16 protein-coding genes and 1 pseudogene are annotated in these 12663 nt (G+C 64.5%); 6 read left to right on the top strand and 11 right to left on the bottom strand.

Translation table 11 applies throughout. The annotated features are described in order from the left end of the window. Window positions 1-107 precede the first annotated feature (107 nt). A complete protein-coding gene (locus RIF85_RS04460) occupies window positions 108-833 on the bottom strand; it encodes a TetR/AcrR family transcriptional regulator (RefSeq protein ID WP_309070709.1) in 726 nt (241 codons plus the stop codon). A 111-nt stretch (window positions 834-944) separates the two neighbouring features. On the opposite strand from RIF85_RS04460, the gene ptsP reads away from it, so the two are divergent. Both ptsP and RIF85_RS04450 read left to right on the top strand, forming a co-directional pair. Further along, window positions 945-2630, top strand: coding sequence for a phosphoenolpyruvate--protein phosphotransferase (gene ptsP / locus RIF85_RS04455; RefSeq protein ID WP_309070708.1), 1686 nt, complete (start codon window positions 945-947; stop codon window positions 2628-2630). A gap of 70 nt (window positions 2631-2700) precedes the next feature. Further along, window positions 2701-2919 (top strand): hypothetical protein, encoded by a 219-nt coding sequence (locus RIF85_RS04450; protein WP_309070707.1) that lies wholly within the window; start codon window positions 2701-2703, stop codon window positions 2917-2919. Here RIF85_RS04450 and RIF85_RS04445 read toward each other — a convergent pair. Continuing rightward, window positions 2885-3754, bottom strand: coding sequence for an amino acid-binding protein (locus tag RIF85_RS04445; protein ID WP_309070706.1), 870 nt, complete (start codon window positions 3752-3754; stop codon window positions 2885-2887). The two genes, RIF85_RS04450 and RIF85_RS04445, sit on opposite strands and share 35 nt — an antisense overlap. Before the next feature lie 107 nt (window positions 3755-3861). On the opposite strand from RIF85_RS04445, the gene RIF85_RS04440 reads away from it, so the two are divergent. After that, window positions 3862-4515, top strand: a complete 654-nt coding sequence (locus RIF85_RS04440) for a hypothetical protein (protein ID WP_309070705.1) — start codon at window positions 3862-3864, stop codon at window positions 4513-4515. Window positions 4516-4603: 88 nt separating this feature from the next. Here RIF85_RS04440 and RIF85_RS04435 read toward each other — a convergent pair whose 3' ends face one another. The 4 genes from RIF85_RS04435 to RIF85_RS04420 all read right to left on the bottom strand — a co-directional run bounded on the left by RIF85_RS04435 (window position 4604) and on the right by RIF85_RS04420 (window position 7063). Continuing rightward, a complete protein-coding gene (locus RIF85_RS04435; RefSeq protein ID WP_309070704.1) occupies window positions 4604-5026 on the bottom strand; it encodes a DUF3151 domain-containing protein in 423 nt (140 codons plus the stop codon). After that, window positions 5026-6045, bottom strand: a complete 1020-nt coding sequence (gene fbaA / locus RIF85_RS04430) for a class II fructose-bisphosphate aldolase (RefSeq protein ID WP_309070703.1) — start codon at window positions 6043-6045, stop codon at window positions 5026-5028. The genes RIF85_RS04435 and fbaA overlap by 1 nt, the downstream gene beginning before the upstream one ends. A gap of 98 nt (window positions 6046-6143) precedes the next feature. Further along, window positions 6144-6743 (bottom strand): ECF RNA polymerase sigma factor SigK, encoded by a 600-nt coding sequence (sigK, locus tag RIF85_RS04425; protein WP_309070702.1) that lies wholly within the window; start codon window positions 6741-6743, stop codon window positions 6144-6146. After that, complete coding sequence (locus RIF85_RS04420; RefSeq protein ID WP_309070701.1) at window positions 6740-7063, bottom strand: hypothetical protein; 324 nt, start codon at window positions 7061-7063, stop codon at window positions 6740-6742. The genes sigK and RIF85_RS04420 overlap by 4 nt, the downstream gene beginning before the upstream one ends. Before the next feature lie 185 nt (window positions 7064-7248). Between RIF85_RS04420 and RIF85_RS04415 the strand changes: the two genes are divergently transcribed. Continuing rightward, on the top strand, window positions 7249-7758 hold the full coding sequence (locus tag RIF85_RS04415; RefSeq protein ID WP_309070700.1) for a MarR family transcriptional regulator: 510 nt from the start codon (window positions 7249-7251) through the stop codon (window positions 7756-7758). Here RIF85_RS04415 and RIF85_RS04410 read toward each other — a convergent pair. Continuing rightward, on the bottom strand, window positions 7755-8402 hold the full coding sequence (locus tag RIF85_RS04410) for a TrmH family RNA methyltransferase (protein ID WP_309070699.1): 648 nt from the start codon (window positions 8400-8402) through the stop codon (window positions 7755-7757). The two genes, RIF85_RS04415 and RIF85_RS04410, sit on opposite strands and share 4 nt — an antisense overlap. Window positions 8403-8469: 67 nt before the next feature. On the opposite strand from RIF85_RS04410, the gene RIF85_RS04405 reads away from it, so the two are divergent. After that, window positions 8470-9261: an HAD-IIA family hydrolase gene (locus RIF85_RS04405; RefSeq protein ID WP_309070698.1), complete on the top strand. Its 792-nt coding sequence runs from the start codon at window positions 8470-8472 to the stop codon at window positions 9259-9261. Further along, the gene (locus RIF85_RS04400; RefSeq protein WP_309070697.1) at window positions 9261-9983 is read left to right on the top strand and encodes a tyrosine-protein phosphatase; all 723 of its coding nucleotides are present in this window, start codon (window positions 9261-9263) and stop codon (window positions 9981-9983) included. Before RIF85_RS04405 ends, RIF85_RS04400 begins: the two co-directional genes overlap by 1 nt. Here the strand turns inward: RIF85_RS04400 and RIF85_RS04395 are convergent. The 4 genes and pseudogenes from RIF85_RS04395 to RIF85_RS04380 all read right to left on the bottom strand — a co-directional run. Continuing rightward, window positions 9980-10624, bottom strand: coding sequence for a UdgX family uracil-DNA binding protein (locus tag RIF85_RS04395; RefSeq protein WP_309070696.1), 645 nt, complete (start codon window positions 10622-10624; stop codon window positions 9980-9982). The two genes, RIF85_RS04400 and RIF85_RS04395, sit on opposite strands and share 4 nt — an antisense overlap. 74 nt (window positions 10625-10698) lie before the next feature. Beyond that, window positions 10699-11694: an alpha/beta hydrolase gene (locus tag RIF85_RS04390; RefSeq protein WP_309070695.1), complete on the bottom strand. Its 996-nt coding sequence runs from the start codon at window positions 11692-11694 to the stop codon at window positions 10699-10701. Next, window positions 11694-12257 (bottom strand): orotate phosphoribosyltransferase, encoded by a 564-nt coding sequence (gene pyrE, locus RIF85_RS04385; RefSeq protein WP_309070694.1) that lies wholly within the window; start codon window positions 12255-12257, stop codon window positions 11694-11696. The genes RIF85_RS04390 and pyrE overlap by 1 nt, the downstream gene beginning before the upstream one ends. A gap of 158 nt (window positions 12258-12415) precedes the next feature. After that, window positions 12416-12663, bottom strand: a pseudogene (locus RIF85_RS04380) (hypothetical protein); the annotation flags it as partial.

Raw genomic sequence — 12663 nt, 5'->3', positions numbered from 1 at the left:
CTAACCGTGATTCCTGCGCCTGCGCAGGATGGTCCGATAGATGTGGAACTAGCGCTTCGCGGCTCCCCCGAACTCCGCTCGTTCGTCCGGTGACCCGCTGTGGTTGCTTAAGTGGGACTGGTGGAGATCCGGTGGAGCCACTCAAGGAAGAGCTTGAGTTCGGAACTGGACAATTGATCGGAGTGCGAAGCCTGCAACGCGGCATTCAACGCGATCGCGGCCACCACAACCGACGATCTTCCGGAATCCCCGCTCCCGTTCTGCTCTGCCTGGTCCGAGGACACCGCGTAAATCATGGCGTCCCTGGTCATTGTGGAGAGGTCGAGGTTCCGGTCAACAACAGGCTCTGCGATCAGCATGAGTGTTACTCCCACGTTCGCGGCCAGGATGCTCCTGGCCGCCTCCCGGGGTTGAACGCTCAACTGGCCGGCAGCAGCAGCCTTGTTCAGCATCTCCTCCATGAGCGCCTCAGCATCCGCGACGATCGCAGGGCGGCTTTCCGGACGAATATTGCCGAACATCACCAGGTAGAGCTCCGGCTGGTTGAGCCCGAACTGCACGTGGTTATCCCACATCCGCCGGATGTCCTCCAGCGGCTGACCGGACGGGGCGAAGTCCCGCTCGCCCGCAACGTACTCTTCGAACCCTGCCGAAACCACCGCATCGAACAGGCCCTCCTTGTCACCGAAATGGTGATAAAGGGTGGGCGCACTGACTCCCGCCAGCTGAGTTATCTGGCGGGTTGACACGGGAGCTCCGGCGGAATTAGCCAGCAGTTCTGCGGCTGCCCGGAGCAGTCTCATCTTCGCCGGTGGCTGGCCTTCGAAACTCATGGCCGCTAGCCTAGCACCTATAGCAACGCTATATGAACTGCGTCACAGGCTGATTTCGTTAGAGTAAATTCTTGCGGGGCGACACATATCGGTAGGAAACGAGGACCTTCAGTGCAGAACTTTCAAGGAGTAGGCGTCAGCCCGGGCCGAGTGATCGGACCGGTTCGCCAGATGCCCAAACCCGTCAGCGAGCCTCCCTCGGGTGAGCAGTTGAGCTCCGGTACAACGGCCGAGGAGGCGACGGCGGAACTCAAACAAGCCGCGTCCGCGGTCCATGATGAGCTCAAGGCACGCGCTGAGCGCGCCTCCGGGGACGGAAAGGCCGTCCTTGAGGCGACGGCGCTGATGGCCAAGGACACCATGCTGCTGAAGGGCGCTGCAAAGCTGATCGCCAAGGGGACCTCCAATCAGCGGGCGGTCTGGGAATCCGCTGCCTCCGTGGCCGAGATGCTGCACAACCTCGGCGGGTACATGGCCGAGCGCGCTACCGACGTGCTCGACGTCCGGTCCCGCATCGTCGCGCAGCTGCGCGGGCAGGCGGCTCCCGGCATACCCGCCTCTTCGACGCCGTTCGTGCTTGTTGCCGAGGACCTTGCCCCTGCTGATACAGCGACGCTCGATCCGGGACTCGTCCTTGCCCTCGTGACCTCCGGCGGCGGACCCCAATCCCACACCGCCATCATCGCCCGCTCCCTCGGCCTTCCCGCCGTGGTGGCGGCGCGCGGGGTGGACGACCTGCCGGACGGCGCCGAGGTCTACGTTGATGGCGCGGCGGGCGCCGTCGTCGTCGAACCCGGCGAGACCGAACGGGCCGCTGCAGTCGCGTGGACAGAAACGGCGTCGCTGCTGGCAGACTTCGACGGCCAGGGCACGACGGCGGACGGCCACCTGGTCCCGCTCCTTGCCAATGTGGGCGGGGCCAAGGACGCAGTTGCGGCCGCAGGGCTCGGCGCCGAGGGCATTGGGCTGTTCCGTACGGAATTCTGCTTCCTGGAGCGGGACAGCGAACCCAGCGTGGACGAGCAGGCGGACGCTTACCTGGGCGTCTTCGCAGCGTTCCCGGGCAAGAAGGTGGTCCTTCGCACGCTGGACGCCGGCGCTGACAAGCCGCTCCCCTTCCTGACCGACGCAACCGAGCCCAATCCCGCCCTCGGCGTCCGCGGTTACCGGACCGACCTCACGTCTCCTGGAGTACTCAAGCGGCAGCTTGAAGCGATTGCGCTTGCCGAACAGCAGTCGGAGGCCGATGTCTGGGTCATGGCGCCGATGATCTCCACGGCTGACGAAGCTGCGGATTTCAGCTCCATGTGCGCTGAAGCCGGGTTGAAGACACCGGGTGTCATGGTTGAGGTACCGTCCGCGGCGCTCACGGCGGATACCATCCTGAGCGAGGTGTCCTTTGCGAGCCTCGGAACCAACGACCTCACCCAGTACGCCATGGCAGCGGACCGCCAGCTCGGCCCGCTTGCCGCGCTCAACACTCCGTGGCAGCCGGCCGTGCTGCGGCTGGTGCGACTTTCGGTGGAAGGTGCCGCCGCGGAAGGCAACTCAAAGCCGGTGGGCGTCTGCGGTGAGGCAGCTGCTGATCCGGCTCTCGCCGTCGTTCTGGTGGGTCTGGGGGTCAGCACACTGTCGATGACGGCGCGTTCACTGGCCGCAGTCGCAGCGGTGCTCAAGACCGTGACCCTGGATCAGGCGCAGGAGCTCGCGCAGCTGGCGCTGGCCGCGCGAACCGCGGATGAGGCCCGGAGCCGGGTGCGCGAAAAGCTGCCGGTGCTTGAGGAACTGGGGCTTTGAGCTTGACGCGCCCTGCCCGCCGGGCATGGAATCGGGTATCGAGTACGCCAGCACCTATGTGAGGAGACCCATGAGCGAGAGCACCTCGGACGAACCCCAGAAGGTTCAGGAAGACCTTCCCGGGAAGCCGTCGGTCGAACCGGATGTCCAGTCAGATCCCGCGAACGATGCCAGTAACCAGGGCGACTGGACCGGCGAGGGCGGCGCCACGCCGTCGGGCGCTGCAACCGACCCGGCCGACGACGACAGGCCGGTCAACGAGGAAGACGAGCAGCGCGGGGAGGGCTAGGGCACTTCGGCGCCTGCACTTGCCTGTTCCGGTCGACGATTTCCGCCAGCTCGGCCAGCCGGTGTGCGCGGGCCGATTCGGCAGGCGTGAACGGGTTCCCCTCGCGGTGAATGACGAGGGGTCCCGTCCATGCGGTCGGCACCTTCAGGACATCCGGCCCGGACGGTAGAGCGCCTTGCTGGTGCGGAACGATGCTTCCCCCCAGCATTTCGGCCAGGGATTCGGGGAGCGCATCGGGATCCCTGGCGATACACGTGGCAAGGCTGAGAGCCCGTGTCTGCCCGTCAACCAGGGCGAGAGGCGTGGTGGGCCATACTCCCACCACCGCGTTCCCGGGTGCGGAGAGGGCATCGACGATGTCGCGTTCTGCGAGCCCGCCGGGGGCGGAAAGCACCAGTTCATCGAGGCTGCCGGTGGACACCGTGTGCACGTGAATAGCAAGGATATTCACATTCAACCCGGCCAGCCGGTGCGTGATTTTCTCCAACGCACCGGGCCTGTCCGCAAGGATCACCCGTGCCCTCCACAGTGCCGGCGCCTCGACAAGTCTGTTGCGATGACGGAGGGTCGACGCGTGAAGCCACGAACGGAGAAGGTGCATCACTGACGGCTCTGCAACCCAGATGACAAGGGCTGTTGCAGTAACAGCGAGCACAACTACTTTGAGGAAATAGGAGAGCTCGGTACCGATGACGAGCGCGTGCACCACCAGTTCGATCGGGAGCATCACCGCCACGTTCGCCAGAGTCAACCGTCCTCTCCCTGGATGGGGGAAGGCACCGCAGGAGTCACATCGAAGGTCAGCTGCGGCCGAGTTATGCGTTCTGCGCCTCATGGAACGACTATGGTCGACCCCGGTTGCCGGTACGTTACGGCCGGGTCAACTATTGTCACTTCGCCGGCCCGGTGGCGCGCGTCAGCCCACCGTACATAATGGAAACCATGAGCGCCGACACTGAACAGTTCGTAGGACATATCGCCAGCCTCGGCACCACCTCGGGGGTCCGCATAGTCATCGGTATGTGGGAAACATCCCGCTTCGGAGCCTTCACCGATGTCATGGTCGAAAGCCTGGAGGGAACGCGGACTCTCCTCGCGCCGTCGGCCGCGGTGGCCGACTATGTGTCCGGCGCATATTCATTCGATATTGTCCGGACTGTCCCGCTCACGGTGAGCATGGACGAAGAACGGTTGTCCCTCGATGCCGGTCCGCTCACTGTGCGCGCGGAGCTCGGCGAATCAACTGCACTGGGCAGGCTGCTCGGTCTCATTCCGCCGGCAATCGGCACCCATCCCCGCTGGCTTTCGGCCATCAATCCCGCCGCGAAAATCCTCATGCCGGGCGTCCGTACCGCTGGAACGATCAAGGACGGCAGAAGGCAGTACTACGGAGTCACGGGAGCGCGATCCATTACAGCCGCGACGGCTTCCTGGGCGGGCGAATCGCTCGGCTCGCTGTCGAACGTCCGGCCGCGGGTCCGCTTCGGCTTCAGCTCTGCCCCGAAGAAACCACAGCTCGTGAACGTTACGACGACGCTGCTTCCGCCCGCTGAAACCGAATCGTCCTCCCAGCAAGCTACTGCGGACACCGTCTGACCCGGCCCGCAGCATCCAGGTGAAACGGGTGAGGCCGCCCTCCCGATGGGAGGGCGGCCTCACGTCTGCGGACCCCTGGCCCGACGAATCAGGATCCCGAGAGCTTCTCGCTAGCCTCGGGATCGGATTCCCGCAGGAACTTGGCGATGCGTTCCGCCTCGTCGATCTCGCCGATTGATGCCGCCGCACGGCCGAGTGCGTTCAGCGCCCGCAGGAAGCCACGGTTCGGTTCATGGGAGTAGGGCACCGGTCCGGCGCCGCGCCACCCGTTGCGCCGGAGCGCGTCGAGCCCGCGGTGGTAGCCGGTGCGCGCGTAGGCGTAGGACTCGATGGTCCGGCCTTCGCGGTACGCCTCGTCGGCGAGGATGGCCCACACCAACGACGACGTCGGGTGCTTGGCTGCCAGGTCGACAGCCTCCTCCCCTGCTTCCAACCGCGAAACGACATCCGGCTCCTCGGGGAGCAGCGTGGGCTCCGGACCGAGCAGGTTCTTGCGGAATTCGTCAGACATTAGAGCTTCTTACCGGCTGATCCGAGTGACTGGGCAGCCTCGACAACGCGGGCAGCCAGGCCGGCCTCGGCAGAAGCACCCCACACGCGGGGATCGTAGGTCTTCTTGTTTCCGACCTCGCCGTCGACCTTCAGCACACCGTCATAGTTCTTGAACATGTGATCTGCAACCGGGCGGGTGAACGCGTACTGGGTGTCAGTGTCGATGTTCATTTTGATCACTCCGTAGGAGACCGCGTCGGCAATTTCCTGGTCCGAGGAGCCGGAGCCGCCGTGGAACACGAGATCAAACGGCTTGTCCTTGCCGATCTTGGCGCCCACCTGCGCCTGGATGTCCTTGAGGATCTCAGGGCGCAGTTTCACGCCGCCGGGCTTGTAGACGCCGTGCACGTTGCCGAAGGTCAGCGCGGTGATGTAGCGGCCGTTCTCACCTGCACCGAGGGCATCAACGGTGGCGAGGGCATCTTCCACCGTGGTGTAGAGCTTGTCATTGATGGCGTTCTCGACGCCGTCTTCCTCGCCGCCGACGGTGCCGATCTCAACTTCGAGGATGATCTTGGCAGCAGCAGCGCGGGGCAGGATTTCCTGGGCGATCCGCAGGTTCTCTTCGAGGGTCTCAGCGGAACCGTCCCACATGTGGGACTGGAACAGCGGGTCCTCACCACGCTTGACGGCCTCCTCGGATGCGGCCAACAGCGGCAACACAAACCCGTCGAGCTTGTCCTTGGGGCAGTGGTCCGTGTGGAGGGCGATGTTCACGTCATAGCTCTTGGCAACCTCGCGCGCGAAGGCGGCGAATCCGAGGGAACCGGCCACCATGTCCTTCACCGAGGCGCCGGACCAGTACGCTGCACCACCGGTGGAGACCTGCACGATGCCGTCAGAACCGGCCTCAGCGAAGCCGCGGATGGCTGCGTTGAGCGTCTGCGAGGACGTCACGTTGACCGCGGGGTAGGCAAAGCCGCCTGCCTTCGCGCGATCGATCATTTCAGCGTAAATGTCCGGTGTGGCGATGGGCATGACAACTCCTCGTGTGGGTTCTGGACGACCGAAGGCTCGTGTGGCAGGACGCCGCACTCCCGTCCCATCCTAACGACGGCTCTAATCGCGCGGAAACCTTATGACATCAGGGGTGATTCCAGTTCGAGGACGCTCCTCAACCGTCCAAGCCCGTCACGAATGCGGCCCTTGACCGTGCCCAGCGGGGCCTCCAGGACCTCCGCCACCTGCGCGTAGGTGAGACCCCTGTAGTAGGCCATCTCGATGGCCTGCCGCTGCTTGTCGCTTAACGCGGCGAATGCTGCCCGAACCGCCATGGTCTCAGCCCGCGCAAGAACCGTTTCCATCACCTCGTCGAACGGTGTCTGGACTTCCGATGCGGACCAGCGGGCAAGCCTGTTCCGGGAAGCCTGCTCCGACCGGATCCGGTCCACCGCCCGACGGTGCGCGAGGGTCATGATCCATGCCATCGGCGAGCCGAGTTCCGGCGTAAAGTCCGCGGCTCGGTCCCAAATCTGCAGGAATACCTCTTGCGTCACTTCCTCGGAAATTGTCGAATCCACGACGATTCTGCGCACCAGGCCGAAAACGCGTGCGCTGGTATGGCGATAGAGCGTGGCGAAGGATTGCTCGTCACCGTTTCCTGCCCGCATGAGCAGACCTGCGAGGTCCGGTTCCGCAGCTGGAGCGACGGGGGCGGAATCCTCAAGGACACTCATCGGGAGACCAGCGACTGCACCTCATCAGGGCCTAGATCAATAGCGGAAGCGATGTCAGCCGGCGATGCTCCCCGCTGTATTGCGTCCTCCACGGCTATGCGAAGGTCGAAGGTCGCGATGTCGAGTTCCCACCGCAGCCGTTCCACCTGGGACAGTGCTGCAACCAGTCTGGTCTCATCTATGCGCGGTTCCGCAACTGCTCGCAGCTTCCCTGCTGCGCTCAGCACGGGAGCGTCCTGCTGAAAGCCGCAGGAGCAACGCCAGGTCGTGTATCCCGCAATAGGTCCGAAGGGGTTGCGTGCCGGCGGTGTCTCGAACATGCTTTCACCGCAATGGAAAGGGGTGTCATGATTCGTGCTGATCGGGTGGGCGGCGATCGTCATTGCGGGTTCTTCCGTTCCTGATGACTAGACAAACTAGTAATTCAAACGCTGTTTCACTAGGTAACCTATCTACAAGGCGACCGTCCTGCAAGGGCGACTAGGAAAAATGCTAGAATCGCATCATGAGCACCAGTCCGCAGGCCCTTCCCACTCCCCCGGGCTACTGGTATGGGCAGACAGCAGAAGGAATGAACGTGCTCAACGCCCTTCGGGACTATCGGGCCGCAGAGACTGCAATGCGCCGTCGCACCCGCTCATCAATGGGCATGAACGAAACCGATCTACAGGCGCTGCGCTATCTCTTTGAGGCGCAAAAGGACGGACACGAGGTCAGTCCCAAGGAGCTGGCGGCCAAGCTCGGCATCTCCTCGGCGTCGACGACAACCCTGGTCGACCGCCTCGCCCGGACCGGGCACGTCCGTCGAAAGCCCCACCCACGGGACCGCCGGGCACTGGTGCTGGAGGCGACCACGGAATCCGACTGCGAAGTGCGCCAGACCATGGGCGACATGCACAGAAGGATGATGGAAGTGGCCACGACCCTTTCCCCCGAAGATGCCGCCGTCGTCGTCGATTTCCTCAGGCGCATGCGCGAGGCCCTCGACACGATCGATGCCGGACACCGGGGCTAGCTCCCAGGGACCACCGACTGTCCGAACACATGACGGCGTACCCAGCCGTGCATGGCGATAGCTGCGGCAGCGGACGCATTGATTGACCGCGTGGAGCCGAACTGTGCGATGGACAGTGTGGCATCTGCGGCGGCATGCACTTCGGGCGTGAGCCCCGGCCCCTCCTGACCGAAGACGAGGACACAGTTACGGGGCAACTCGTACGTCTCCAGCGGAACCGAGTCGGGGAAGTTGTCGATACCGATCACCCTGAGGCCGGCCGACTCGGCCCACTCGACGAATTCCTCGACTGTGGGATGGTGGCGGACGTGCTGGTAGCGGTCGGTGACCATCGCGCCGCGCCGGTTCCACCGGCGTCGTCCGATGATGTGGACCTCACGGGCGAGGAAGGCGTTGGCCGTCCGGACAACAGAGCCGATATTGAGGTCGTGCTGCCAGTTCTCGATGGCGACATGGAATTCGTGCCTCTTGGAATCGAGGTCGGCCACAATTGCGTCGTGCCGCCAGTACCGGTACTCGTCAACGACGTTGCGGGCATCCCCGTGGGCCAGCAGTTCCGGGTCCCACTGGGGACCCGACGGCCAGACACCTTCCCAGGGCCCAACGCCCACCGGTGCCGACGGGTTATCCACGGTTTCTTTCACCCCTCAAGACTAAGGTGAAAGACTGACCCGAGATTTATGCCCTGTCCTGCCGTCACGGAAGAAGCGAATGCGCGAAAACGAACACATTGAGTGCTGGCTGACTGACATGGATGGTGTCCTTGTTCATGAAAACCAGGCCATCCCCGGAGCCGCCGAGCTGATCGACCGCTGGGTAGCGACCTCCCGCAGGTTCCTGGTCCTCACAAACAACTCCATCTACACCCCGCGTGACCTCGCCGCCCGGCTGAAGGCCTCCGGGCTTGAGGTTCCGGAGGAAAACCTATGGACCTCGGCCCTAGCCACTGCGCAGTTCCTGCGGGACCAACTGCGGTCTTCTCCTAACGCGGGCCGCGCCTACGTCATCGGCGAGGCCGGACTGACGACGGCGTTACACGAGGCGGGCTTTGTCCTCACCGACCAGAATCCGGACTACGTGGTGCTCGGCGAGACGCGCACGTACTCGTTCGAAGCGATCACCAAGGCCATCCGCCTCATTATCGACGGGGCACGGTTCATCGCCACGAACCCGGACACAACCGGCCCGTCGAAGGAGGGACCGCTGCCCGCCACCGGCGCAATAGCGGCTCTCATCACAGCGGCAACCAACCGCGAGCCCTACATCGTTGGCAAGCCGAACCCCATGATGTTCCGTTCGGCCATGAACCAGATCGACGCGCATTCGGAAACCACGGCGATGGTCGGCGACCGCATGGACACCGACATCATCGCGGGAATGGAGGCTGGGCTGCATACCGTTCTGGTGCTGACGGGAATCACCCAACGGGCCGATATCGATGCCTATCCGTTCCGCCCGGCCCAGATTGTGGACTCCGTACAGGACCTCATCGAGCAGATCTGATGACCGGCATCCTCAACCTGCGGGACATCGCCGAGCTCACGGCGGCCAGTCCCCACGCGCCGGTGCAGGGCAGGGTGTTCCGTTCCAGCCAGCCCTTCGGATGGGACGCCGAGGCCACGATGGACTTCCTCCACCGCCAGGGCATTGAGACCATCGTTGACCTGCGCAGTGAACGCGAGGCCGGCCGGGTCCCCTGGCAGGTTGCACATGACGCCGGCATCGATGTGGTGGCCGCGCCCCTTGACCCCTCCGAGGCGGACCCCACCGCCACCCTGCGCCTGAAGACGCCGGAGGACCTTGGTAACTACTACCTCAGCTGGCTGACCGCGCGGCCGGGCGCGGTACTCGCTGCACTGCGGCCCATCATTGATGGCCGCACCACACTGGTGCACTGCGCGGCAGGCAAGGACCGCACCGGGGTGGTCACCGCCGTCGTACTTCTGGTTGCAGGGGTGGAGGACGAGCTGATCATCGGGGACTACGCCCACACCACTGGAGCGCTTCCGCAGATTCTGCCCGCGCTCGCAGAATTGTGGGCGGGCCAGCTGCCCGCGCATGACGTCCCGAAGGACCTGCCGGTCATCCTCACCGCGCCGGCGGAAGCGATGGCGACCTTCCTGAGAGGGCTGCGCCGCGACCACGGTTCCGTGGACGACTACCTGCTCGGCGCGGGAATGAGTGCTTCTGACCTGCGGTCGCTGAGGAAATCCCTGCGGAGCTAGGACCGTACTGCGTCCCGCGCCGTCACGAGGTCGTCGACGAGCTGGGCGAATGCGGGCGCGCGGTCCTTGGAGCTGCGCAGTCGAAGCAGCGCGGAGGGATGCGTGGTGAGCAGCACCTGCGCCGGTGCCAGCTTCTCCGGCCCCGGCAGCAGCGTGCCGCGTTCGGCGCCCACCCGCACGGTCCTGCCCAGCACGGCGCGCCCGGCGGTAGCACCCAGGCAGACGACGACGGCTGGACGGACCGTCTTCAGTTCAGCTTCCAGCCACGGCATGCAGGCGGTGATGTGGCCGACGTCGGGCGTCTTGTGGATGCGGGCCTTGCCGCGGCGTTCGAAACGGAAGTGCTTGACGGCGTTAGTGAGGTAGACCGATGTCGTCTCGATCGATGCGGCGGTGAGCGCTTCCGCAAGCAATCGGCCTGCCGGACCAACGAAGGGGCGTCCGCGCTGGTCCTCCTGGTCTCCCGGCTGCTCCCCCACCAGCATCAGTCCGGAGCTGCTCGGACCAGCCGAAAAAACAACCTGCGTGGCGTCCCGGTAGAGCTCACATCCCCGGCAGTGGGCGGCAGCGCCGGCAAGCTCGGCTATGTCGGCCTTGTCCGGCACCCACTGCTGAGCACCGGGACGTTCCTCATCGACCACGTCAGCCTCCTCGGCAAAGTGAACCTGAGGGAACTATAGGCAGGCGGCCGTTCAGAATGCACGGGCCTGTTCCGTCAGCGGACGCTCTTCGTCTTGCCGCCGCGTGGAAGTGGAAGGAAGTCCTGCTGTACGTCGCGCACCACGGCCTGGTAGATCAGCGGGTTCCACTGCGGGCTGGCATGTGCCGGCAGCGCCCCTTCCGTCACCGAGTCAGCGGAGACCATATTGTCGGGGAAGGCCGAAGCCCAGCCTGGTCTCGCCGTCGCGTAATTGACCGTGCCGTCATTGGGGTTGCCGATGAACGCCATTTCCGTGTCACCGAGACTGAACCGCGTGACGTTGAAGTGGAAGATGTACGACGCCTGGGACTGGATCAGCACGCTCGATGGAGCCAGCGGCGAGACCTGCTCTAAAGTCTGGTCGAGGATCTGTGACCAGGAGCGCTCGTTCTTGTGCACGATGCGCTCAGCGAGCTCGTAGCCGCCCCGAAGTACCGTCGGAACCCGGTACCCGGCCTCATAGAGGTAGACAACGCCGTCGAACATTGCCTTGTCGATGACGTCGAACCGGTCGTGGGGGCTGGAATCGAGCATGATGAAACGTACGTTGACGCCGACCTCGCGCAGCCGGGACGCAACTTCAACCGCCACCATTCCCCCGAAGCTGTGGCCGTAGAAGTACAGCGTCTCGATTTGCTGCGTACGGACGTACCGTCGCAAGGCGCTCACGATGGTGGACACGTCGAGACCGCGGTTGGAGTAGCCCATCACGGCAAGCCGCGCCCTCCGGCTCAATACGGGGCGCAGGGAGTTCATGATCCAGACCCCCTCCTCCCAGCTGGTCTTGTAACCGGGAAAGAGGATCCAGCGGGCGTTGGGGAAAGCGGAGTCGGCGTACTCGTCCGCCACCGGAAGTATGGTGAACTCCTCGCGGGCTTCCTGGATCTGCCGTGTGACGAAGAGGTCAGTGGCCAGCGCCAGTCCAAGCGCGGAACCGGTGAGGAACCGCCGGCGCGACATGCCCTTCAGGCCATGCGCGTATTCCAGTAGCCGCTCTGGATCGTTCGCCATTACTCCAGACCGAGTTCGTCCTTGCTGTACGCGAAGAGGTAGGGAACGCCCGCCTCGGCCTCGATCCGTTCCTTGGAACCGGTGTCGCGATCCACGATCACCGCTACGGCGACGACGTTTCCTCCGGCCTTCCGGACACCCTCCACCGCCGTCAGGGCGGACCCGCCGGTTGTTGAGGTGTCTTCCAGAACGACGACGTCACGGCCGGCTACATCCGGACCCTCCACCTGGCGGCCCATGCCGTAGGTCTTTTGGGCCTTGCGGACTACGAAGGCGTCGATGGCGCGTGCGTCGCGTGCCGCGGCGTGCATGAGGGCGGTTCCGACCGGGTCAGCGCCCATCGTCAGGCCGCCGGCGCTCTGGAAGGTGATGCCGGCGTCGTCGAGCATTTTCAGCATGACCTCGCCAACCAGGCCTGAAGCCTCGTGGTGCAGGGTGACTCTGCGTAGGTCGATGTAGTAGTCGGCTTCCTTGCCGCTGGAAAGGGTTACTCTTCCCCTTACCACCGCCAATTCCAGGATGAGATCGCGGAGTCGGTCACGGGCGGAGGGGATATCGGTCATGAGCAACAGTTTAGTAGGGGCGAAGCGGTGACCCGATTCGCAAAGCACGCGCCCGCCGCGTCGGTCCCACGCAGGCCGACGACGGCGAAAGCCGGGTGGGCGCCTTCTGATGGAAGGTGCCAACCCGGCTTTCGCTTCGGTAGTGCGGGGAACGGCTCTTAGAAGCGGAGCGTCCGCAGGTAGTTGTAGCCGACCTCGGCCGTCTGCAGCGGCGTGACGTCCGGCTGGTCGTTCTCGACGATGAATTCCTTCGGCGTGTGCGCACGGAAGATGCGCGCGAAGTCGATGGTGCCGGTACCCAGGTCGGCGAAGCCGCCCGAAGTATCACGGTCCTTCACGTGGTACTGCAGCACCTTCTGGGGAGCCTGCTGGATGGTGTCGATGGCGAACTGGATGGGGTCTGCTG

This window comes from Arthrobacter sp. (genome assembly GCF_031179385.1).
Taxonomy (GTDB): Bacteria; Actinomycetota; Actinomycetes; order Actinomycetales; family Micrococcaceae; genus Arthrobacter_D.
Note: the sequence above shows the minus strand (reverse complement) of the source record. Positions and strands in the feature narration are given on the sequence as shown.